Annotated in this window: 21 protein-coding genes; 15 read left to right on the top strand and 6 right to left on the bottom strand. The window is 62.6% G+C overall.

Annotated features, from left to right (window positions below):
* Positions 1 to 30: 30 nt before the first annotated feature.
* Genes R6254_RS07775 through R6254_RS07765 form a run of 3 tightly spaced genes read left to right on the top strand, consistent with a single transcriptional unit; the run spans position 31 to position 2,920 of the window.
* On the top strand, positions 31 to 819 hold the full coding sequence (locus tag R6254_RS07775) for a class II aldolase/adducin family protein (RefSeq protein WP_318405739.1): 789 nt from the start codon (positions 31 to 33) through the stop codon (positions 817 to 819).
* 56 nt (positions 820 to 875) lie between these two features.
* Positions 876 to 1,910: a Bug family tripartite tricarboxylate transporter substrate binding protein gene (locus R6254_RS07770; RefSeq protein ID WP_318405737.1), complete on the top strand. Its 1,035-nt coding sequence runs from the start codon at positions 876 to 878 to the stop codon at positions 1,908 to 1,910.
* Between the two features lie 8 nt (positions 1,911 to 1,918).
* The gene (locus R6254_RS07765; RefSeq protein ID WP_318405735.1) at positions 1,919 to 2,920 is read left to right on the top strand and encodes a D-2-hydroxyacid dehydrogenase; all 1,002 of its coding nucleotides are present in this window, start codon (positions 1,919 to 1,921) and stop codon (positions 2,918 to 2,920) included.
* Positions 2,921 to 3,029: 109 nt separating this feature from the next.
* On the opposite strand, the gene R6254_RS07760 is transcribed toward R6254_RS07765, so the two are convergent.
* Together R6254_RS07760 and R6254_RS07755 are read right to left on the bottom strand one after the other, a co-directional pair.
* A complete protein-coding gene (locus R6254_RS07760) occupies positions 3,030 to 3,935 on the bottom strand; it encodes a c-type cytochrome (protein WP_318405733.1) in 906 nt (301 codons plus the stop codon).
* Positions 3,936 to 4,134: 199 nt separating this feature from the next.
* Entirely contained in the window at positions 4,135 to 5,634 is a 1,500-nt protein-coding gene (locus tag R6254_RS07755) for an AMP nucleosidase (RefSeq protein WP_318405731.1), read from the bottom strand.
* A gap of 139 nt (positions 5,635 to 5,773) precedes the next feature.
* Here R6254_RS07755 and phnC point away from each other — a divergent pair, with 139 nt between their 5' ends.
* The 4 genes from phnC to R6254_RS07735 all read left to right on the top strand — a co-directional run bounded on the left by phnC (position 5,774) and on the right by R6254_RS07735 (position 9,048).
* Positions 5,774 to 6,637: a phosphonate ABC transporter ATP-binding protein gene (gene phnC / locus R6254_RS07750; protein WP_318405729.1), complete on the top strand. Its 864-nt coding sequence runs from the start codon at positions 5,774 to 5,776 to the stop codon at positions 6,635 to 6,637.
* A 42-nt stretch (positions 6,638 to 6,679) separates the two neighbouring features.
* The gene (phnD, locus tag R6254_RS07745) at positions 6,680 to 7,642 is read left to right on the top strand and encodes a phosphonate ABC transporter substrate-binding protein (protein ID WP_318405727.1); all 963 of its coding nucleotides are present in this window, start codon (positions 6,680 to 6,682) and stop codon (positions 7,640 to 7,642) included.
* A gap of 117 nt (positions 7,643 to 7,759) precedes the next feature.
* A complete protein-coding gene (phnE, locus tag R6254_RS07740) occupies positions 7,760 to 8,494 on the top strand; it encodes a phosphonate ABC transporter, permease protein PhnE (protein WP_412103139.1) in 735 nt (244 codons plus the stop codon).
* 8 nt (positions 8,495 to 8,502) lie between these two features.
* Positions 8,503 to 9,048: a phosphonate degradation HD-domain oxygenase gene (locus R6254_RS07735; RefSeq protein WP_318405725.1), complete on the top strand. Its 546-nt coding sequence runs from the start codon at positions 8,503 to 8,505 to the stop codon at positions 9,046 to 9,048.
* Positions 9,049 to 9,056: 8 nt separating this feature from the next.
* Here the strand turns inward: R6254_RS07735 and phnN are convergent, their stop codons facing one another.
* Genes phnN through phnF form a run of 3 tightly spaced genes read right to left on the bottom strand, consistent with a single transcriptional unit; the run spans position 9,057 to position 11,049 of the window.
* On the bottom strand, positions 9,057 to 9,590 hold the full coding sequence (gene phnN, locus R6254_RS07730; RefSeq protein ID WP_318405723.1) for a phosphonate metabolism protein/1,5-bisphosphokinase (PRPP-forming) PhnN: 534 nt from the start codon (positions 9,588 to 9,590) through the stop codon (positions 9,057 to 9,059).
* Positions 9,587 to 10,282 carry a DUF1045 domain-containing protein gene (locus tag R6254_RS07725; RefSeq protein ID WP_318405722.1) on the bottom strand — a complete coding sequence of 232 codons (696 nt, stop codon included), beginning with the start codon at positions 10,280 to 10,282 and terminating at the stop codon, positions 9,587 to 9,589. The genes phnN and R6254_RS07725 overlap by 4 nt, the downstream gene beginning before the upstream one ends.
* Positions 10,279 to 11,049 (bottom strand): phosphonate metabolism transcriptional regulator PhnF, encoded by a 771-nt coding sequence (gene phnF / locus R6254_RS07720; protein ID WP_318405720.1) that lies wholly within the window; start codon positions 11,047 to 11,049, stop codon positions 10,279 to 10,281. Before phnF ends, R6254_RS07725 begins: the two co-directional genes overlap by 4 nt.
* A 100-nt stretch (positions 11,050 to 11,149) precedes the next feature.
* On the opposite strand from phnF, the gene phnG reads away from it, so the two are divergent.
* The 8 genes from phnG (at position 11,150) to R6254_RS07680 (ending at position 17,639) form a co-directional block, all read left to right on the top strand.
* Positions 11,150 to 11,614 carry a phosphonate C-P lyase system protein PhnG gene (gene phnG / locus R6254_RS07715; protein ID WP_318405718.1) on the top strand — a complete coding sequence of 155 codons (465 nt, stop codon included), beginning with the start codon at positions 11,150 to 11,152 and terminating at the stop codon, positions 11,612 to 11,614.
* The gene (gene phnH, locus R6254_RS07710; RefSeq protein WP_318405716.1) at positions 11,611 to 12,225 is read left to right on the top strand and encodes a phosphonate C-P lyase system protein PhnH; all 615 of its coding nucleotides are present in this window, start codon (positions 11,611 to 11,613) and stop codon (positions 12,223 to 12,225) included. The genes phnG and phnH overlap by 4 nt, the downstream gene beginning before the upstream one ends.
* Positions 12,226 to 12,481: 256 nt before the next feature.
* Entirely contained in the window at positions 12,482 to 13,630 is a 1,149-nt protein-coding gene (locus R6254_RS07705; RefSeq protein WP_318405714.1) for a carbon-phosphorus lyase complex subunit, read from the top strand.
* On the top strand, positions 13,627 to 14,547 hold the full coding sequence (locus R6254_RS07700) for an alpha-D-ribose 1-methylphosphonate 5-phosphate C-P-lyase PhnJ (RefSeq protein ID WP_318405713.1): 921 nt from the start codon (positions 13,627 to 13,629) through the stop codon (positions 14,545 to 14,547). The genes R6254_RS07705 and R6254_RS07700 overlap by 4 nt, the downstream gene beginning before the upstream one ends.
* 50 nt (positions 14,548 to 14,597) lie before the next feature.
* Positions 14,598 to 15,377 (top strand): phosphonate C-P lyase system protein PhnK, encoded by a 780-nt coding sequence (gene phnK, locus R6254_RS07695; RefSeq protein ID WP_412103138.1) that lies wholly within the window; start codon positions 14,598 to 14,600, stop codon positions 15,375 to 15,377.
* A gap of 37 nt (positions 15,378 to 15,414) precedes the next feature.
* On the top strand, positions 15,415 to 16,113 hold the full coding sequence (phnL, locus tag R6254_RS07690) for a phosphonate C-P lyase system protein PhnL (protein WP_318405712.1): 699 nt from the start codon (positions 15,415 to 15,417) through the stop codon (positions 16,111 to 16,113).
* 14 nt (positions 16,114 to 16,127) lie between these two features.
* The gene (locus R6254_RS07685) at positions 16,128 to 17,267 is read left to right on the top strand and encodes an alpha-D-ribose 1-methylphosphonate 5-triphosphate diphosphatase (protein ID WP_318405710.1); all 1,140 of its coding nucleotides are present in this window, start codon (positions 16,128 to 16,130) and stop codon (positions 17,265 to 17,267) included.
* 141 nt (positions 17,268 to 17,408) lie between these two features.
* Positions 17,409 to 17,639, top strand: a complete 231-nt coding sequence (locus R6254_RS07680) for a hypothetical protein (RefSeq protein ID WP_318405708.1) — start codon at positions 17,409 to 17,411, stop codon at positions 17,637 to 17,639.
* Here the strand turns inward: R6254_RS07680 and gorA are convergent.
* Positions 17,636 to 19,009, bottom strand: a complete 1,374-nt coding sequence (gene gorA, locus R6254_RS07675) for a glutathione-disulfide reductase (protein WP_318405706.1) — start codon at positions 19,007 to 19,009, stop codon at positions 17,636 to 17,638. The genes R6254_RS07680 and gorA overlap by 4 nt on opposite strands.
* Positions 19,010 to 19,057 lie beyond the last annotated feature (48 nt).

Here is a 19,057-nt window from a genome sequence, read left to right as displayed (position 1 = left end):
GTTTGATAAACCCAGTTCTGGAGAAAGTTCATGCAAGACAACGGCACGCTGAAAATTGAATCGATGAAGGAGCGCTGCTCGCCGGCCGAGTGGCAGGCCCGCGTGGACCTGGCCGCCTGTTACCGGCTGGTGGCAATTTACGGCATGTCCGACATGATGGCCAACCACATCTCGTCACGCGTGCCCGACGAAGACGGCGCCTTTTTGATCAATGCCTACGGCCTGATGTACGAGGAGATCACCGCGTCCAGCCTGATCAAGATCGATCACGCGGGCAACATCCTGGCCAAGCCCGATTTCGGCGCACTCAACTACGGCATCAACAAGGCCGGTTATGTGATTCACAGCGCGGTCCACGAAGCCCGGCCCGAAGTGGGCTGTGTGATCCACACCCACAGCTGGGCCTCGATGGCGGTGTCGGCCCTGGAATGTGGCCTCTTGCCCATCACCCAGACCGCGATGCGTTTTCTGAAAATTGGCTACCACGACTATTGCGGCGTGGTGCTCAACCTGGACGAGCAGGAATCCCTGGTGCGTGACCTGGGTGACGGCGAAGCCCTGATGCTGCGCAACCACGGTGCGCTGGTGGTGGGGCGCAGCATTGGCGAGGCCTTCAACTGGATGCACAGGCTGGAGCTGGCCTGCCGCTCCCAACTGGCGGCGATGGCCTGCAACTCGCCTTTTTCCCCCGTTTCGCAGCCCGTGCTCGAAGAAACCTGGAGCAATTACCAGCCCGGCACGCGTCGCCCCTACGGTTTGATGGAGTGGCCCGCGCTGCTTAGAAAACTCGACCGGACCGACCCCAGCTACAAGACCTGAAAAAAATCAGGCCGGCATCCCACGCAAGACAGACCTAAAAAAACAGGAGACAAACCATGTTGACGACTTTTCATTCCGACCCCGCGGCCCCAACGCCTGCCGCTCGCCGCTGGACCTCGGTGCGGCGCCATGGCACACGTCTCGCCGCCGCCTTGCTGCTGGGCGCCGCGGGTGTGGGCAGTACGCTGGCCCAGACCTACCCGGCCAAGCCGGTCAAGGTCGTGGTGGCTTTCACCGCTGGTGGCACCACCGACCTCTTGACGCGGCTGGTGGCGCAGCAGCTGTCGGAGCGCCTGAAGCAGCAGTTTGTGATCGACAACCGGCCCGGTGCCGGCGGCAACATCGGCACCGAAGCCGTGGTGCGTGCCGCGCCCGATGGCTACACCCTGATCGTCAACTCGGTCGGCCCGATCGCGGTGAACCCCACGCTCTACCCCAAGCTGCCCTACAACCCGTTGATCGACCTGGTGCCTGTGGTGCAGATTGCCGAGGTGCCCAATGTGCTGGTGGTGCATCCGTCCGTGAGCGCCAAAACGGTGGAAGAATTTATTGCCTACGCCAAGGCCAACCCCGGCAAACTCAACTACGGTTCCACCGGGGTTGGCACCTCTTCGCATCTGTCGGGTTACATGATGGCCAAACGCGCCGGGTTTGAAGCGACACATATCGCCTACAAGGGCGCGGACGCCGTGCGCGACCTGCTGGCCGGCCGTATCCAGTTCATGTTTGCCACCATCCCGTCGGTGATGTCGCAAATCCAGGCCGGCAAGCTGCGGCCGATTGCGGTCAGCAGCGTCCAGCGCTCCCGCTCCATGCCCGAGGTGCCGACGATTGCTGAAAAGGGTTTCCCGGGTTTTGAAGCCGGTTCCTGGTTTGGTTTTTTTGCACCCAAAGGGACACCCGAGTCCGTGATTGCCGTGCTCAACAAAGCCGTCAACGAGGTGGTGGCGGTGCCCGCCATTCAGCAGCAGATGATTCGCGAAGGGGCTGACCCGATGGGCGGCACGCCCGCGCAATTTTCCCAGTTCGTGCAGCGTGAGTACGAAAAATGGAAAGTCATCGTGGTGGAGTCCGGCGCCCGCGCGGAGTGAGCGCCCTGATGACCCGTCCGCTGCGTATTCTGTTGTCGCCGCAAACCCGGCAGGCGTTGGCACCCGCCATCGCGGGTGTGCTGGGGAGCCGGGCGTTTGAACTGGTCACAGCCGACCAAGTCGCCGAATCGGCGCAGGCCGGGGTGGACCTGGCGTTTATCTCGCGTGATGTGACCGGCCTGTCGACCAAACATGAGCTCACCGCTGGCCTGTTGGCTTTTTATGCCGTGCTGCGCCGCTCTGAGGCCTTGCAGTGGGTGCATATCCATTCGGCTGGTGCCGACAGACCGATTTATCCCGAGCTGCGCGCGCGTGGTGTGTATGTCTGCACTTCGTCGGGTGCCAATGCCGAGGTGGTGGCGCAGACTGCGCTGGCCGGCCTCCTGGCCCTGGCGCGCCGCTTCCCGCAACTCATGGCCGCGCAGCAGGCGCGCACCTGGGCGCCCCTGGTGGGCGGTGCGCAAGCGCCGCGCGACCTGGCGGGGCAAACGGTGGTGCTGGTCGGCTGGGGACCGATCGGGCAGCGCTTGGGCGCGTTTTTGCGCCTGCTGGGCCTCAAGCTGGTGGTGGTGCGCCAGCACCCGCCGCAGGCCGCCGAGGACGGGGTCGAGATGGTGAGTTTCGCCGCCTTGCCCTCGGTGCTGCCGCGCGCGGACTGGCTGCTGCTGGCTTGTCCGCTGACGGCGCAGACCCGTGGCCTGGTGGATCGCGAAGCCCTGGCCGCACTGCCGGCGGGCGCCTGCCTGATCAATGTGGCCAGAGGCGAGGTGGTGGTGGAGCCGGCCTTGATCGAGGCCTTGCGCGACGGGCGTCTGGGCGGCGCTTACCTGGATGTGTTCGAACACGAGCCGCTGGGCAGCGACTCGCCCTTGTGGGGGCTGGCCAATGTCATCGTGACACCCCATTCGGCAGGCCACTCCGACGGTAACCACCGCCGTGTCTGCGAGTTGTTCCTCGCCAACCTGGCGCGCTGGCAGGCGGGCCAAGCCCTGCAGCACTGCATTCCCTGATGGGTAGGCGGCAGCGAAATACCTGCTTGATTATGAGTAAAAAGTGCCTCCAGCCCTTATATGGCGGGCGCAAGCAGCTATATAAACCATAGCGACTCCGCTGCTGGCCTCAACGCTCGCCGGCGTTTCGCGGCGGCAGGCTCTTGAGGTAGAGGTAGAGCGCGTCGGCATCGGTCGCACTCATGGCCTTGAGCGCGTCGAAAGGCATGACGGCACTGACCTGGCTGCCGTCCGGGCGGCGGCCGCTGGCCAGCATCTGCCGGAATTGCCCGGCCGCCGTGTAGCGTGCCATTTCACTTTGGGGGCCAGTGGTGAGGTTGGCGGCGACCGGCCAGTCGGGCGGGGCGCCGGAGATTTTTCCGCCGCTGAAATTCGCGCCGTGGCAACCCATGCACATATTGGCCACATACGCGCCGTGGGCGATGGTGACACCTTCGGTGACCGGCTGCGCCGGCGGCAAGCGGTGGTCGATTTTTTCGTAGGCGTCCTGCACCATGCCGGCCGCGTACAGCACCTTCACGAGGGCCGGCAGGCGCAGCACCGCGGCTTCGCCCGCGACTGGCGGCATGTGCCGCAGGTGGCTGACCAGCGCGGCCAGGTCGTCGTCGGTCAGGCGGTTGTAGTCTTCACTGGGCATGATCAGCAGCGGTTTTCCGCCCGGCTTGATCCCGTGCCGGATCGCGCGCACCCAGTCTGCAGGCTGGTAGCTGGCCACCACATTGCCCGGTCCTGGGCTGATGTTGGGGCCCTTGACCAGCAGGCCGTTGGGTTCATCGACAAAGGTCTTGCCATGGCCGTCGGCCGCATGGCAGGCGACACAACCGCGTGAGTCGTAGAGGTAACGCCCGCGCTCAAGCGCCGCCGCGTCGCTGCGGTACGCCACCGGTTGGACCTCGGCGTGGACGCTGCGATTGGCTTTGCGGTCTGCCAGGTAGGTGCCGGCCAGCACGGCCCCGCCAGCCAACAGGGTCAGTGCGGCGAGTGCTGCCGCGGTGCGAACGATCCAGGGTTTCATCGCGATGCTCCTTGTTGTTCCTACAAGATGCCCATAGCGCTTTAAAACAAATCAACCAATCAAAAATGCTCAGATTTGAAAAAAAGGAATGATGTCCCCAGCAGGGGCGCGCCGTCAAGGCCCCTTGTCGGGACCGTTGACAGGCACGCTCACGCAGGGGCCAGGCGTGAATACACCCCGGACGTGGCGCAAGCAGGGCTTACTGGAAAGCCACCTCGGCAAAACTTCTGAGCTTGCGGCTGTGCAGCTGCTTGATGCCTTGTTCGCGCAGTAGCTCAATGGCCCGCATGCCTATGCGCAAATGCTGGTCTACCCGCTCGCGGTAGAAATGGTTGGCCATGCCGGGCAGTTTGATCTCGCCGTGTAAGGGTTTGTCGCTGACACATAACAAGGTGCCATAAGGCACACGAAAGCGAAAACCGTTGGCGGCAATGGTGGCGCTTTCCATGTCCAGCGCGACCGCCCGGCTCTGGCTGAAGCGGCGTTGCGGCTGGTTGCCGGGCAGCAGTTCCCAGTTGCGGTTGTCCGTCGAGGCCACGGTGCCGGTACGCATGATGCTTTTGAGGGCCGCGCCTTCCATCTTGGTCACGTCCTTGACGGCGCGCTCCAGCGCCACCTGGATTTCCGCCAGTGCCGGAATCGGCACCCACAGCGGCAGTTCTTCATCCAGCACATGGTCTTCACGCACATAACCGTGGGCCAGCACATAGTCGCCGAGCTGCTGGCTGTTGCGCAGGCCGGCGCAGTGGCCCAGCATGAGCCAGGCGTGCGGGCGCAACACGGCGATGTGGTCGGTGATATTTTTGGCATTGGCCGGACCGACACCGATGTTGACCATGGTGATGCCGCTGCGGTCGGCGCGCATCAGGTGGTAGGCCGGCATTTGCGGCAGCCGCGGCGGCGCCAGGCCCAGCGCATCACCTTCTTGCGCGCTCAGGCCGGCGCGGCGTGTCACCACATTGCCGGGTTCGACAAAAGCGATGTATTCGCTGGCCGGGTCGGCCATGGCTGCATGGCCCAGGCGCACAAATTCGTCGATATAAAACTGGTAGTTGGTGAAGAGCACAAAGTTCTGGAACCAGTCCGGCGAGGTGCCCGTGTAGTGGCGCAGGCGCTGCAGCGAGTAGTCCACCCGCGCGGCCGTGAACAGCGACAGCGGCTGGGGCTCGCCGGGGCGCGGCTCGTAAGTGCCGTTGGCGATACCGTCGTCCATGGCGGCCAGATCCGGCAGGTCAAACACGTCACGCATCAACATGCGCCGCGCCATGCTCAGGTTGCCTTCGATGTGGTCGTGTTCGGCGAAGGAAAAATGCACAGGAATCGGCTGGGTGCTGGTGCCGATTTCAAGTTCGACCGAATGATTTTCCAAGAGCAGGCGGAACTGCTCCAGGTAATACGCGCCGTACAGGTCGGGTCGTGTCAGCGTGGTTTCAAAACGGCCGGGGCCGGCGACAAAACCATAACTGAGCTTGGAAATATCGACCGAGGCCAGCGTGGAACGCACCACCGTGTCGGTATGCACCCGCACAAAGGGGTAACAGGCGCGCACATGGCCGGGCAAGGTCTCACCGGCCACATAACGCTGCATGGCTTCGCGCAGGTGGCTGATCTGCTGGTCATAAATTGTCTGAACCTGGGCCAGCGCGGCAAGCGGGTCGGTGTAACGGGTGGGGGCGATGAAGGTTGGTAGATAAGCCATGGCCTTGATTGTGCGCCGTCCCGGCCCATAGGCGCAAACGCCCCATTCCAGCCCTGCAAGCCCCCTGCAAGGTGAAGGCCTGACACGAAACCGACACATTGCGGCCCTAGATTCAAGCCGTTCACCAACGGAAAAGACCATGCATGCTGCGATTCAAATCAATACCCTGAGCAAAACCTTTGGCAACGGCCGCAAAGCCCTGCAACAGATCAACCTGCGTATTGTCCCGGGCGAAATGGTGGCGCTGATAGGCGCCTCGGGTTCCGGAAAATCCACCTTGCTGCGCCACATGGCGGGGCTGATGGCCGGGGATAGCCAGACGCCGGGGTCCATCGAGATCCACGGCCGGACTGTGCAACGCAACGGAAAAATTGTTTCCAACATCCGCTCGGTGCGCTCGGGAATCGGTTTTGTGTTCCAGCAATTCAACCTGGTGGGTCGTCTGCCGGTGATCATCAATGTGTTGGCCGGCACCTTGCACCGGGTGCCGATGTGGCGCAGCCTGCTCCGCTGGTTCACGCCCGAGGAAAAAGCCCGCGGTATCGAGGCGCTGCGCCGCGTGGGCATTGCCGAATGCTGGGCCCAACGTGCCTCCACCCTGTCGGGCGGCCAGCAGCAGCGCGCGGCGATTGCCCGCGCCATGGTGCAGGGCGCCAAGGTGGTGTTGGCCGACGAACCCATTGCCTCGCTGGACCCCGAGTCCTCACGCAAGGTCATGGACATCCTGGCCCGCGTCAACCGGGAAGACCAATGCACGGTGGTGGTGTCGCTGCACCAGGTCAATGTCGCCATGAAATATTGCCCGCGCACCGTGGCCTTGCACCAGGGCAGGGTGGTGTACGACGGCCCCTCGGTCGGACTCACCCCCGAGGTGTTGCGAAATTTGTACGGCGCCGAAGCGGACGACATCCTGGCGCTGGGTGACCACATTTCCAGCCTGGAAGACAAAGTGAAACCCGTGCCGCATCTGGCCTGGCCCACACCGCTGGCCCAAGCGGCCTGACCCCCATTTTTTCATCACGCATTCATTGACCAAGGAATCCCCATGCTTAAAAAACTACTCACTGGACTGGCCGCCACGGCGCTGGTCGCCTTGACCCCCGTGGGCGCGCAGGAAATGAAGGAATTCAATTTCGGCATCATCTCCACCGAGTCCTCCCAAAACCTGAAGTCCGACTGGCAACCCATCCTGGATGACATGGCCAAAAAGACGGGCATGAAAATCAACGCCTTTTTTGCCTCTGATTACGCCGGCATCATTGAAGGCATGCGTTTCAACAAGGTGCATGCCGCCTGGTATGGCAACAAGTCCGCCATGGAAGCGGTGGACCGCGCAGGCGGCGAGGTGTTTGCGCAAATGGTCAATGCCGATGGCAGTCAAGGTTATTACTCCCACCTGATCACACACAAGGACAGCGCGCTCAAATCGCTGGACGATGTGTTCAAGAACGGCAAAAACCTATCCTTTGGCAACGGCGATCCCAACTCCACCTCGGGGTTTCTGGTCCCCGGTTATTACGTGTTTGCGAAAAACAAGATTGATCCCAAAACCTTTTTCAAGGTGGCACGTGGTGCCAACCACGAAAGCAACGGTCTGGCCGTCGCCAACAAGCAGGTCGATGTCGCCACCAACAACAGCGAAAACCTGGAGAAGATGAAGGATCGTTTGCCCGAGAAATTCAAGGACATCCGAATCCTCTGGACCTCGCCGCTGATTCCGCTGGACCCGCTGGTGATGCGCAAGGACTTGCCCGAAGCGACCAAGAAAAACGTGAGCGAGTTTTTCTACAACTACGGCAAAGGCAGCCAGCAGGAAAAAGACAACCTGATGAAACTCTCCAAGCTGTCCGGCTTCAAGGCCTCGACCAATGCGCAGTTGATTCCCATCCGCCAGCTGGAGCTGTTCAAGGAACGCAACAAGTTTGAAGCCGATGCCGGCATGGCGGCGGCCGACAAGCAGGTCAAGCTTGCTGACATCGACAAAAAACTGGCCGAACTGGGTCAGTAAACAAATGCCTATTGATCCCGTCTTCCTGATTCCAGCCCAACTGACATGAGCACACCTGCTTCTCCCTTGGCGGTCGCCCCCCTCCAGGTCAATTTACCCAAAACCAGCGTGCTGGCCATGCTGGGCTGGGGCGTCGTGATTGCCTTGCTGGCCGCGTCCTGGCAGGGCGCAGACATGCGTCCGCTGGACCTGGTGCGTGATTCCGGCAACATGGCGCAATACGCGGCGGACTTTTTTCCACCCAATTTCAGCCAGTGGCGCCTCTACCTGCAGGAAATGCTGGTGACCCTGCAGATTGCCTTGTGGGGGACGGCGCTGGCCGTGGTGTTTGCCGTGCCGCTCGGTTTGCTCTCGTCGGCCAATATCGCCCCTGCCTGGATTCGGCAGCCCGTGCGGCGGCTGATGGATGCGGCACGCGCCATCAACGAAATGGTGTTTGCGATGTTGTTCATCGTGGCCGTGGGGCTGGGGCCGTTCGCCGGTGTGCTGGCGCTGTTTGTACATACCACGGGGGTCTTGGCCAAACTGTTTTCCGAGGCCGTGGAGTCGATTGACGCACAGCCGGTCGAGGGCATACGCGCGACCGGGGCCAATGCACTGGAAGAAATTGTCTACGGCATCATTCCGCAGGTATTGCCGCTGTGGATTTCGTATTCCTTGTACCGGTTTGAGTCCAACGTCCGTTCGGCCTCGGTGGTGGGCATGGTGGGTGCCGGTGGTATTGGCGTGATTTTGTGGGAGATCATCCGTGGCTTTCAGTACGCCGAAACCTGCGCGGTCATGATCATCATCATTGTCACCGTCACGGTGATCGACCTGGTGTCAGCGCGTATCCGCCAAGCCCTGGTGTAGGGCTGATCATGGCATTGCAAATAGCGGAGATCACCGGCTTGTACCAAACCCAGGGGGTCGTGCAATACGGCTCGGAAGCCATCAACCAGCAGCAACATGCCTTGCAGTGTGCGCACCTGGCCGAGCAGGCCGGTGCGTCACCGTCGCTGATCGCCGCCGCCCTCTTGCATGACCTGGGGCATTTGATGGCACCCAGGACAGAGGCTAGGACAGCAGCCATTGATGATGTGCATCAATACCTGGCGATTCCGTTTTTACGCGGTGTGTTCGACGAGGCCGTGCTGGCGCCGATACGTCTGCATGTGGACGCCAAACGTTATCTTTGCCATATGGACCCGCACTATGCGGCCAGTCTGTCGCCGGCGTCCCAGCGCAGCCTGGCCTTGCAGGGCGGGGCGTTTTCAGAGGAAGACGCGGCTGTTTTTATCCAGCAGCCGTTTGCCGCCGATGCGGTGGCGCTGCGTCGCTGGGATGACGGTGCCAAGGACCCCACTGCGAACACGCCCGCCTGGGCGCATTATGTGACGGTCCTTGAAAGCGCCCGCATCGCCTGAGCGAGGCCTTAAGCTGCCAGGTAGTCCGCCAGGCGCTGGCCGGCCACCGCCAGCGTCGCGTCGTTGACAATCACACAGTCGGCTTGCAGGTCGGCAAAGCCCGTGTTGCGTGCCAGCCGCGCGACCACGGCGCTGGCGGCATCCCTGCCGCGTTGTGCCAGCCGGGTGGCCAACTGCTCGGGGCTGGCCGTGACCTCCACCACCCGCAGTTCTGGCGATGGCATCAGGCCCTGGACATGTGCGCGCGAGCCATTAACCACCACCCGCCGCCCGGCTTGTACCTCGGCCGCGTAGTGCTGGGCAATGCCATAGTAAAAACCGTGCGCCTGCCAGTGCCAGCACAGACCGTTGTTCCGAAGCCGCGATAAAAATTCTGCTTCTGTCAGTGCATCGTGGTCCGAGCCGGCCTGCATGGCACGTGTGACCATGCGGCGTGCAAACACGATGTCTTGTCGCTCGGACAGCTGTTGCCGGGCCGAGGCGATGACGCTGTCTTTGCCGGCACCCGAGGGGCCACAGACAAAAATCCAGGCGCCACTCATGACTGCAACCTCAGGTCAATGATGCGTTGGAAGGGTGCACCAGGGTATCTTTCGACAAACAGGCAGAGCCGGTCCAGCAACAGTGGTATATCGGTGTTGGGTCTGTCGATATGTGTAGAGACGGCCTGCGTCACGCGTTGCGCTGTATCCGCGTCGACGGGGCCGGTCAATGTCAGGTGCAGGCGGAAACGTTCCAGCACATAAGGGTAGCCGTAGAGGTCGAGCAATTCGGTCTCGCGTTCATCGAGTTGCTCGGTGCGACGCCGGCGAAGGTCGGCCTCCAGAAGCGGCGCGCGAAAGTGATCCAGCCCGGTCACGCAAGCATCCGCCAGCGCCTGCAGGCCGCCGGGAATGGTGTGGGGGATCAGCGCCACAAAATTGCCCAGTGTCGCGACACGCAGGGGCCCCAGTGCGACCGGCTTCAAGGTCTGTGCCAGCGTGCGCAGGCCTGTGATGAGGCCGGTTTCGTCCACCTCGGCCGCCAGGTGGAAAGGCGCTTTCAGGGTGGCGTGAAAACCGTAACGCCGAGGTGTTTGCGTGAGGCTGGCGAGCTCCGTGGATGGAATCCCCGCCACAAGAGGGTGCGGAAGTGCCGTGTTGTCATGTTCGTCACGGCCCAGCCAGTGCGCACCAAAGTTCCACCAGGGGGTGTTTTTGGCCGGCGAAAAATAAATGGCATAACGCACGCTCATGATTTTTCTCCAGCGTCTTGTCCCGCGTTGACCACCAGCTGGACCCGGTCGCCGGAAAACACGGTTTCACCGTATTTGATGGGCTGGCCGTCCATGTCCACATCCAGGCATTCCACACACAACACCGGGCGGGTGGCCGGTTGCTTCAGCAGGCGTGCGGTTTCATCCGAGGGCATTTGGGTGGTGATGTGGCTCTCCGCGCGCACGTAATCTTCCACGCCGAAATGGCGCAGGATTTTCGTGGTGCCTGTGCCGTCGTGGAGCATCTCCAGCAGCCCGGAAAAACGCAGCGCGGGGTAATAGGCGGTGGCCAGGGCGATGGGCTGGTTGTTGGCTTCGTCCAGCGTCTCCACCATCAGCACGGCCGCCCCTTTGTCCAGCCGGAGTTCATGGGCGGCGCGTTCAGGCGCCGGTATTTCCCGCGCCGTCAGCAATTGTTTGCTGGGCAGCAATCCCTGGCGCTGCAGGTTTTCAGTGAAACGTGTCCGGCGTGAAAGCACGTAGTCCAGCAGCTCGTGCTGGACAAAGGTGCCGCGTCCCGGTTCGATGCGCACCAGGCCATCCACCTGCAAGGCCGCCACCGCCTGGCGCAGGGTATGGCGGTTCACGCCGAAACGTGTGGACAGTTCGTTTTCGCTGGGCAGCCGGCCACTGGCGGTGAAGGCGCGGTCGCGAATTTCTGTGCTCAGTGTGTTGGCGATCTGCTTCCAGACCGCGACACCGCTGCGCCTGCCCGGTGCGCTGGAAAGTGTGTATTCGTTTGTCATCAATTGGTCATGTTGTCCGGTTGAACTAGAGGCTCTTCGCACCCACTGCGGGTGTTTTGCAGCAACTTATCCAACTCTAGTGACTGATTTAGACATCTGTATGACAAACGATGCAATGAATGCAAACCATGCGCCGCGTCGGCGTTGGCTGGGCGTGTTGACGCGGGCTACGAGGCCCGAGCTTGAAAAAGCGCTGGCGCTGGTGGGGGACTTGCCAGCGCTTGAACATGTCAGGCCGTCCGAGCCTGGCATGGTCATGCTGCGCGGACGTGTAGGCGGCACCGGTGACGCCTTCAACCTCGGCGAAGCCACGGTCACCCGTTGTGCCCTGCGTGTGGGGTCCGGCGCCTTGGGTGTGGGTTACACGCTGGGGCGCGACCGCCGCAAAGCCGAGCTGGTGGCACTTTTTGACGCACTGTTGCAGGACGAAACACGTCAGGCGTATCTGCAGCAAGCCGTGATGGATCCCCTGGCCAGTCAGCAGGCGGCGCAGCGTGATGCCGCCAGCCGTTCGGCCGCGGCATCCAGGGTCGAATTTTTTACTTTTGTGCGGGGCGAGGTATGACGCAACAACATTCCCTCAGTGCCGGTTTTGTCGATCCGGTGCATGACGCACAACAAGCTTTCCGCCGGGTTCTTGATGCCTTGTCTCGGCCCGGCCAGCCTGTGGCCCTGGGGCAGACCGTCAAAGGCTTGGCGCTTGGCCCGGCCATGGCGCACCTGTTGCTGGCCCTGACCGACGACGACACCGCCGTGTGGTGGCCGCAAGGCGACTGTGCTGAGGCGCAGTGGTTGCGCTTTCATACCGGCGCCTCACGCGCCGCAGCCCCGTCAGAAGCGGCTTTTGCCGTGTTGAGCCATGCCGCCGGATGGCCTGCGCTCGACACGTTTGCGGCAGGCACCATGGACGCGCCCGAAACAGCCGCCACCTTGCTGGTGGAGGTTGCATCGCTGGAAACCGGTCCCGCTGTCGAGTGGCGCGGCCCGGGCATCCAGGACATGCAGACGGTGCGGATTGCCGGTCTGCCGGAGGACTTCTGGGCGCAATGGCAAGCCAACCACGCGTCTTTCCCCCAGGGTGTGGACATTGTTTTTACCTGCGCCGATGCGGCGCTGGGTTTGCCGCGCACCACCCGTGTGCGGCGTCTGGAAGGAGTCCTGGGATGCTCATCATGACTTGCGCCATGCGCGTTCGAGTCCAAAACGGGATGATTTGCTTGCCAAGACCTCGCAGCGTGTGCCGAGGCACACGCAAGGGGTTGGGTGGGCAAAGCGCCCGTTTTGGTTCGAACCCGAAGGGGAGTGGTTTTGCGGGCGATCCACTTCGTTGCAAAACCAGGCAAGGCGTCCAGCCTTGCCTTGGGTTTTTCGCCTTGCGGCTCATCCCGCAAAACCACGCCGCGCGCGGCGCAAATCATGAGGAGCATCCCTGATGTATGTTGCAGTCAAAGGCGGCGCAGCCGCCATCGAACACTCCTGGCGCCTGCTGGCCGGACAACGCCGGGGCGACACCTCGCTGCCGGAGTTGTCGGTGGCGCAGATCCGCGAACAACTGCCGCTGGCGGTGGACCGTGTCATGGCCGAGGGATCGCTGTACGACGCGGAGCTGGCCGCGCTGGCCATCAAGCAGGCCAGCGGCGATCTGGTCGAAGCCATTTTCCTGCTGCGTGCCTACCGCACCACCTTGCCGCGTTTTGGCTACAGCCTGCCGATGGATACCGCGCAGATGCAACTGGTGCGCCGTGTGTCGGCCACCTTCAAGGACCTGCCCGGCGGCCAGGTCCTGGGCCCCACGTATGACTACACCCAGCGCCTGCTGGACTTTGCCTTGCTGGCAGAGGGCGGCAGCGACCAGGCGTCCGGGGAGGCCCCCGTCGCCGAACAGGCTTTGCCGGCCCACATGCCGCGCGTCAACGACCTGATGGCGCGTGAAGGCCTGATGGAGACACCTCGTCCCACGTCCGGCGCCGAACCCGGCGACCTGACACGTGAGCCGCTGATGTTTCCGGCGGAACGGCCGCTGCGCCTGCAGGCCCTGGCACGCGGCGACGAAGGCTGGCTGCTGGCGCTGGGGTATTCGACCCAGCGTGGTTATGCCAATGCTCATCCGTTTGCCGGCGAAATCCGGCGCGGCAAGGTGGCGGTGGAAATCCTGGCGGACGAACTCGGGTTTCCGATTGAGATCGGCGACGTTGAAGTGACCGAGTGCCAGATGATCAACCAGTTCGCCGGCAACCGCGAGGTACCACCGCAGTTCACCCAAGGTTACGGCCTGGCTTTTGGCGGGGCTGAGCGAAAAAGCATGGCCATGGCGCTGGTCGACCGAGCGCTGCGCGCCCGCGAACTGGGCGAGCTGGCCACAGCGCCCGCGCAGGACGAAGAGTTTGTGCTGTCGCATGCCGACAGCCTCGAAGCCTCTGGTTTTGTGCAACACCTGAAGTTGCCGCATTACGTGGATTTCCAGTCCGAACTGGAGCTGGTGCGCAAGCTGCGCGCCGCCCATGCCTTGGAGAAAGAGGCCGACAAAGAGGGCAAAGAAACAAGCCACAACCCCGCTCCGGCGATACAGAAAGCAGCATGATGGACGGACACTACAACTTCGGATTTCTCGACGAGCGAACCAAAAAAATGATTCGCCGCGCCATGCTCAAGGCGGTGGCGATCCCCGGCTACCAGGTACCTTTTGGCTCACGCGAAATGCCTTTTGCTTATGGTTGGGGCACGGGCGGTGTGCAGGTCACGGCCAGCATCATCGGGCGTGAGGATGTGCTCAAGGTGATTGACCAGGGCGCTGACGACACCACCAATGCGGTCAACATCCGTCGCTTTTTTGCCCGCACCACCGGGGTGCCGACCACTGAAAAAACCGCGCTGGCCAGCATCATCCAGACCCGCCACCGCATCCCGGAAGCGGCGCTCACAGAAGCCCAGATCCTTGTGTACCAGGTGCCTATGCCGGAGCCGCTGTTCCGCCTGGAGCCGCGCCGCCGCGAGACCATCACCATGCATGCGCTGGCCGAATACGGACTGATGAATGTCAAGCTTTACGAAGACATTGCCCAACTGGGGGCCATCTCCAAAACCTACGACTACCCGGTGCTGGTCAACGAGCGTTACCTGACCTCGCCATCACCGATACCGAAGTTTGACAACCCCAAGATGCACATGAACCCGGCCCTGCAGCTGTTTGGGGCCGGACGGGAAAAACGCATTTACGCGATTCCGCCTTACACCGCCGTGCGCAGCCTCGACTTTGAGGACCATCCGTTTGAGGTGCAGCGCTGGGACCATGCCTGCGCCTTGTGCGGGGCAGACAACAGTTTTCTGGACGAAATGATTGTGGACGATGAAGGCAGCCGCTTGTTTGTCTGTTCGGACAGTGATTTTTGCGGCGATCGCCGTGACGCCGGCCATGTCGGGACACAACAGGCGGTGCAGATGCCGGACGCCTTGGCCAACACAACACACCACACACAGCCCGCAGGGCAGGGGGCATGATGAATAACAACGATCTGCTTTTATCCGTACGCGGCGCCGGCAAACAGTTTATGCAAGGCAGTCGCCTGCGCTGGGCTTGCCGCGATGTGAACTTTGACCTCTACCCCGGGGAAGTGCTGGCGGTGGTGGGGGAATCCGGTTCCGGAAAATCCACCTTGTTGCGGCTGCTGGCGGCCCGCCTGGCCTGTGACGAAGGTTCGGTTCACTACGACGTACGGGACGAGGCCGGCGTGGTGTCTGCGGCGCCGGCACGCAGCGAGGCCGGCCTGGTCGACCTGGCGGATTTGTCGGAAGCCCGTTTGCGCTGGCTGGCCCGCACCGACTGGGGTTTTGTCGAGCAACACGCACGGGATGGCCTGCGCATGAATGTCTCGGGCGGCGCCAACATCGGCGAACGCATGATGGCCCTGGGCAGCCGCCACTACGGCAAGTTACGCGGCCAGGCCTTGAGCTGGATGGAACGTGTCGAGCTCGACGTGGACCGGATCGACGACTTGCCAGGCACGTACTCCGGCGGCATGCAGCAGCGCCTGCAGATTGCCCGCAACCTGGTGACACATCCGCGGCTGGTGTTCATGGACGAACCGACCACCGGGCTCGATGTGTCGGTCCAGGCGCGGCTGCTTGATTTGCTGCGCGAACTGGTGGACCAGCTGCAACTGGCGGCCGTCATCGTGACCCATGACCTGGCCGTGGCACGCCTGCTGGCGCACCGCATGCTGGTCATGAAGGACGGCCAGGTGGTGGAGCAGGGCTTGACCGACCGGGTGCTCGACGACCCGCAACATGCCTACACCCAGTTGCTGGTTTCTTCCGTTCTCACGCCATGAGCCGGCGTGCCCCCTCTTTCCCACTGTGATGGCCCCCATGACTGCTTTGCTTGAAACCCACCAACTCTCCAAAACCTTTACCTTGCATGGCCGCGGTGGCCTGGCGCTGCCTGTGTTTGACGGCATCGACCTGCAGGTCTATCCGGGCGAATGCCTGGCACTGACCGGCCACTCCGGCAGTGGCAAGAGTTCCCTGCTGCGCTGCCTGTATGGCAACTATGGCGCCAGCCGCGGCGAGGTGCGCATTCTTCACGACGAACAATGGGTGGACTTGTCGAACGCCGCGCCGCGCGAGGTGCTGGAGGTGCGGCGCCGCACGCTGGGTTATGTCTCGCAGTTTTTGCGCGTGATTCCCCGCGTCTCCACCCTGGACATCGTGGCCGAACCGCTGCGCCGTCTCGGCATGGCGGCCGAACTCGCACGCAGCCAGGCCGCCGAATGGCTGGCGCGGCTGAATTTGCAGGAGCGTTTGTGGCACTTGCCGCCGGCGACGTTTTCCGGTGGCGAACAGCAGCGCGTGAACATTGCACACGGCCTGATCGCCAACCAGCCTGTGCTGCTGCTGGACGAACCCACCGCTTCACTCGACGCGGACAACCGCCGTGTGGTGGTCGAGCTGATCTGGGCGGCCCGCTCGCGCGGCGCCGCCGTGGTCGGCATTTTTCACGACGACGAAGTGCGCGAGGCCGTGGCGAGCCGCTGCTTTGACGTTGAACAACATCGCAAACCTCTTTAAACCGGAAGCCTCTCATGACACAACGAATCATCAGGAACGCAAAAATCGTCACCGCCACCGAAGAATTCACCGGCTGCATGGTGATCGAGGCGGGCACCATCCGTTCCATCGAACGCGGCGACACCTCCGTGCCAGGCGCCGAGGACTGGGCGGGTGACTGGCTGCTGCCCGGCCTGGTCGAGCTGCACACCGACAACCTTGAAAAACACCTGGTGCCACGCCCCGGCGTGCTCTGGAATGCCCATTCGGCGACCGTGATGCACGACGCCCTGTGTGCCGCCGCCGGCATCACCACGGTGCTGGACTCCATCGTGATTGGCGACATGGACCGGGGTGGCGCACGCAGCCAGACCCAACATGTTTCGATTCAGGCCCTGCACGCATGCCGCGATGAAGGACTGCTGCGGGTCGAGCACCTGCTGCACCTGCGCTGCGAAGTTTCTGCGCCGGATATTGTGGAAGTGTTTGAGCAATATGCCGACGATTCGCTGCTGGAACTTGTCAGTGTGATGGACCACACACCCGGCCAGCGCCAGTGGCGAGATCTCGGAAAATACCGGCGTTACGCCGAGCGTTTTGGCAGCTTCGACAACAGCGAGTACCTGGCCCTGGTGGCGGAACTGACCGCGCACCAGCAGCGCCATGCCATCCCCAACCGCGCTGCCGTGATTGCCGGCAGCCACGCCCGCAGCGTGCCGCTGGCCAGCCACGACGACACCGAAGTCGAACATGTGGCGCAAGCCAGCGAGGAACGGATTGCGATCTCGGAATTTCCCACCACGGTGGCGGCGGCGCAGGCCGCGCGGGCGGCGGGTATTGCCATCGTCATGGGCGGCCCCAACCTGGTCAAGGGCGGCTCCCATTCCGGCAATGTGTCGGCGGCCGAGTTGGCACAACTCGACCTGCTCGACATTTTTTCGTCGGATTACGTGCCTGCCAGCCTCTTGCAGTCGGCCTTTTTGTTGCGTGACACGGTGGGCTGGAGCTTGCCCAAAGCCGTCAACACCGTGACGCGCAATCCGGCGCGTGCCATCGGTTTGATGGACCGCGGTGAACTCGCGCCCGGGCTTAGGGCCGACCTGATCCGGGTCAAAATGAGCGGTGGCATGCCCATGGTACGCGGCGCCTGGCACCAAGGCGAACGGGCTTTCTGACGCGGGTAGCGGCAAAGGCGTGTCAGCCTGCGGCCTACAAGCGCTCTGGCTGCCCGCTGACTTTTCCGAATTCTCCAGCGCTCCTACAGTCAGTTCATCTAACCCTGACTGCCCCACGGATGTATTCAAGGAGCCGCTGCCATGAGAACCGATGTCCCTCGCGCCAATCCTTTTGTGCTGATGATGGCGCCCGAGCGGGTGCTGGACGCGATGAAAAAGTCCGATGCCTTGCGCCACTTGCAGCACAAGGTGTTTCGTCCGCTGGATGCGCGTCCAGCGCGACCGGATGACGCGGACGTGGCGAGTTTTGACGCCGCAATCGATAAATCCGGCCCGCTGGCGGCGGCGCGCAAGCGGGACAACCGGCTTTAGGCCGGTTTTTTCACGGGTTCGCGCATGGTCACAAATTCTTCCGCTGCGGTCGGGTGTATGCCTATCGTGCTGTCAAACACTGCCTTGGTGGCGCCGGCTTTCATGGCCACGGCAAAACCCTGAACGATTTCGCCGGCGTCCGCGCCCACCATGTGCAAGCCAACCACGCGGTCGGTGGCATCTTCCACCAGCAGCTTCATGAAGGTGCGTTCGCTGCTGCCGCTGAGTGTGTGTTTGAGGGCCTTGAAGTCAGAGCTGTAGACACTAATGGCGCCAAATTTTTCGCGCGCTTCGGCTTCCGAATAACCCACGGTGCCGATGTTGGGATGGGTGAACACCGCTGTGGGAATGAAGTCGTAACTCATGTGGCGCGGTTTTTTGCCGGCGGCGGGGCCAAACAGCTGGTCAACCACCACCATGGCTTCACCCAGGGCCACGGGCGTGAGTTGCAGGCGCGCGGTGACGTCACCCACGGCGTAAATCGAGGGAACCGAGCTCTGGTAATGCGTATTCACCTGGATCGCCCCGGCCTCATTCACGGCGACGTCCGCGGTGTCCAGGCACAGGCCGCCGGTCAGCGGTTCGCGGCCGGTGGCGTACAAGACGGTGTCGACGACCAGGGTCGCGCCGCTTTTTAGCGTCACCTGCAGGCCTTCTGGCGTTTTGCTGATGCTGGCGACGTCGGTGTTGAGTTGCAGGTCGACACCGGCTTTGCGCATTTCGCCGGCAATAAAGGCGCGCACCTCGTCGTCGAAGCCGCGCAGCACCTGGGCGCCGCGGTAGGCCTGTATGACCTGGGCGCCCAGGCCGTTGAAGATGGAGGCGAATTCGCAGGCGATGTAGCCGCCACCCACCACCAGCAGGCGTTTCGGGAAGGGCGAGAGGTCAAAAATCTCGTTGGAGGTGATCACATGTTCGCGGCCCGGCACTTCCGGCACGCTGGGCGTGCCACCCGTGGCAATCAGGATGTGTTTGGCGCTGTAGGTCTTGCCGCCCACCTCGACGCTGTGTTTGCCCGCCAGCGTGGCCCAGTCTTCGATGATTTGCACACCGGCGTTTTTCAGCAGACTCAGGTAAATCCCGTTGAGCCGCGTGATTTCCTTGGCGCGGTTGGTTTTCAGCAACTCCCAGTCTAGCGTGGGCGCTTCGCCGACCCAGCCGAAACCATGGGACTCTTCAAAACTCTCGGCGTAGTGGGCGGCGTAGCTGTACAGCTTTTTCGGGATACAACCCACGTTGACACAGGTGCCGCCCATGGCCGCCACCTCGGCCAGCGCCACCCGTGCGCCGCGTTGCGCCGCCATGCGTGCCGCGCGCACACCGCCGCTGCCGCCGCCTATGACAAACAGGTCGAAGTCGAAATTTTGCATAAATAATCTTTGGTGTTCTTGTCAGACGTAAGACGCAAGCATGCCTGT

The organism is Polaromonas potterensis (genome assembly GCF_033446725.1).
Classification (GTDB): Bacteria; Pseudomonadota; Gammaproteobacteria; order Burkholderiales; family Burkholderiaceae_C; genus Polaromonas.
This window is presented reverse-complemented; position numbering and strand designations above follow the sequence as displayed.

Bases quoted from the DNA above. Each gene is read 5' to 3' on its own strand.
- R6254_RS07775 (WP_318405739.1), top strand. From the start codon at position 31: ATGCAAGACAACGGCACGCTGAAAATTGAATCGATGAAGGAGCGCTGC.
- R6254_RS07770 (WP_318405737.1), top strand. From the start codon at position 876: ATGTTGACGACTTTTCATTCCGACCCCGCGGCCCCAACGCCTGCCGCT.
- R6254_RS07765 (WP_318405735.1), top strand. From the start codon at position 1,919: ATGACCCGTCCGCTGCGTATTCTGTTGTCGCCGCAAACCCGGCAGGCG.
- R6254_RS07760 (WP_318405733.1), bottom strand. From the start codon at position 3,935: ATGAAACCCTGGATCGTTCGCACCGCGGCAGCACTCGCCGCACTGACC.
- R6254_RS07755 (WP_318405731.1), bottom strand. From the start codon at position 5,634: ATGGCTTATCTACCAACCTTCATCGCCCCCACCCGTTACACCGACCCG.
- phnC (WP_318405729.1), top strand. From the start codon at position 5,774: ATGCATGCTGCGATTCAAATCAATACCCTGAGCAAAACCTTTGGCAAC.
- phnD (WP_318405727.1), top strand. From the start codon at position 6,680: ATGCTTAAAAAACTACTCACTGGACTGGCCGCCACGGCGCTGGTCGCC.
- phnE (WP_412103139.1), top strand. From the start codon at position 7,760: ATGCTGGGCTGGGGCGTCGTGATTGCCTTGCTGGCCGCGTCCTGGCAG.
- R6254_RS07735 (WP_318405725.1), top strand. From the start codon at position 8,503: ATGGCATTGCAAATAGCGGAGATCACCGGCTTGTACCAAACCCAGGGG.
- phnN (WP_318405723.1), bottom strand. From the start codon at position 9,590: ATGAGTGGCGCCTGGATTTTTGTCTGTGGCCCCTCGGGTGCCGGCAAA.
- R6254_RS07725 (WP_318405722.1), bottom strand. From the start codon at position 10,282: ATGAGCGTGCGTTATGCCATTTATTTTTCGCCGGCCAAAAACACCCCC.
- phnF (WP_318405720.1), bottom strand. From the start codon at position 11,049: ATGACAAACGAATACACACTTTCCAGCGCACCGGGCAGGCGCAGCGGT.
- phnG (WP_318405718.1), top strand. From the start codon at position 11,150: ATGACAAACGATGCAATGAATGCAAACCATGCGCCGCGTCGGCGTTGG.
- phnH (WP_318405716.1), top strand. From the start codon at position 11,611: ATGACGCAACAACATTCCCTCAGTGCCGGTTTTGTCGATCCGGTGCAT.
- R6254_RS07705 (WP_318405714.1), top strand. From the start codon at position 12,482: ATGTATGTTGCAGTCAAAGGCGGCGCAGCCGCCATCGAACACTCCTGG.
- R6254_RS07700 (WP_318405713.1), top strand. From the start codon at position 13,627: ATGATGGACGGACACTACAACTTCGGATTTCTCGACGAGCGAACCAAA.
- phnK (WP_412103138.1), top strand. From the start codon at position 14,598: ATGCAAGGCAGTCGCCTGCGCTGGGCTTGCCGCGATGTGAACTTTGAC.
- phnL (WP_318405712.1), top strand. From the start codon at position 15,415: ATGACTGCTTTGCTTGAAACCCACCAACTCTCCAAAACCTTTACCTTG.
- R6254_RS07685 (WP_318405710.1), top strand. From the start codon at position 16,128: ATGACACAACGAATCATCAGGAACGCAAAAATCGTCACCGCCACCGAA.
- R6254_RS07680 (WP_318405708.1), top strand. From the start codon at position 17,409: ATGAGAACCGATGTCCCTCGCGCCAATCCTTTTGTGCTGATGATGGCG.
- gorA (WP_318405706.1), bottom strand. From the start codon at position 19,009: ATGCAAAATTTCGACTTCGACCTGTTTGTCATAGGCGGCGGCAGCGGC.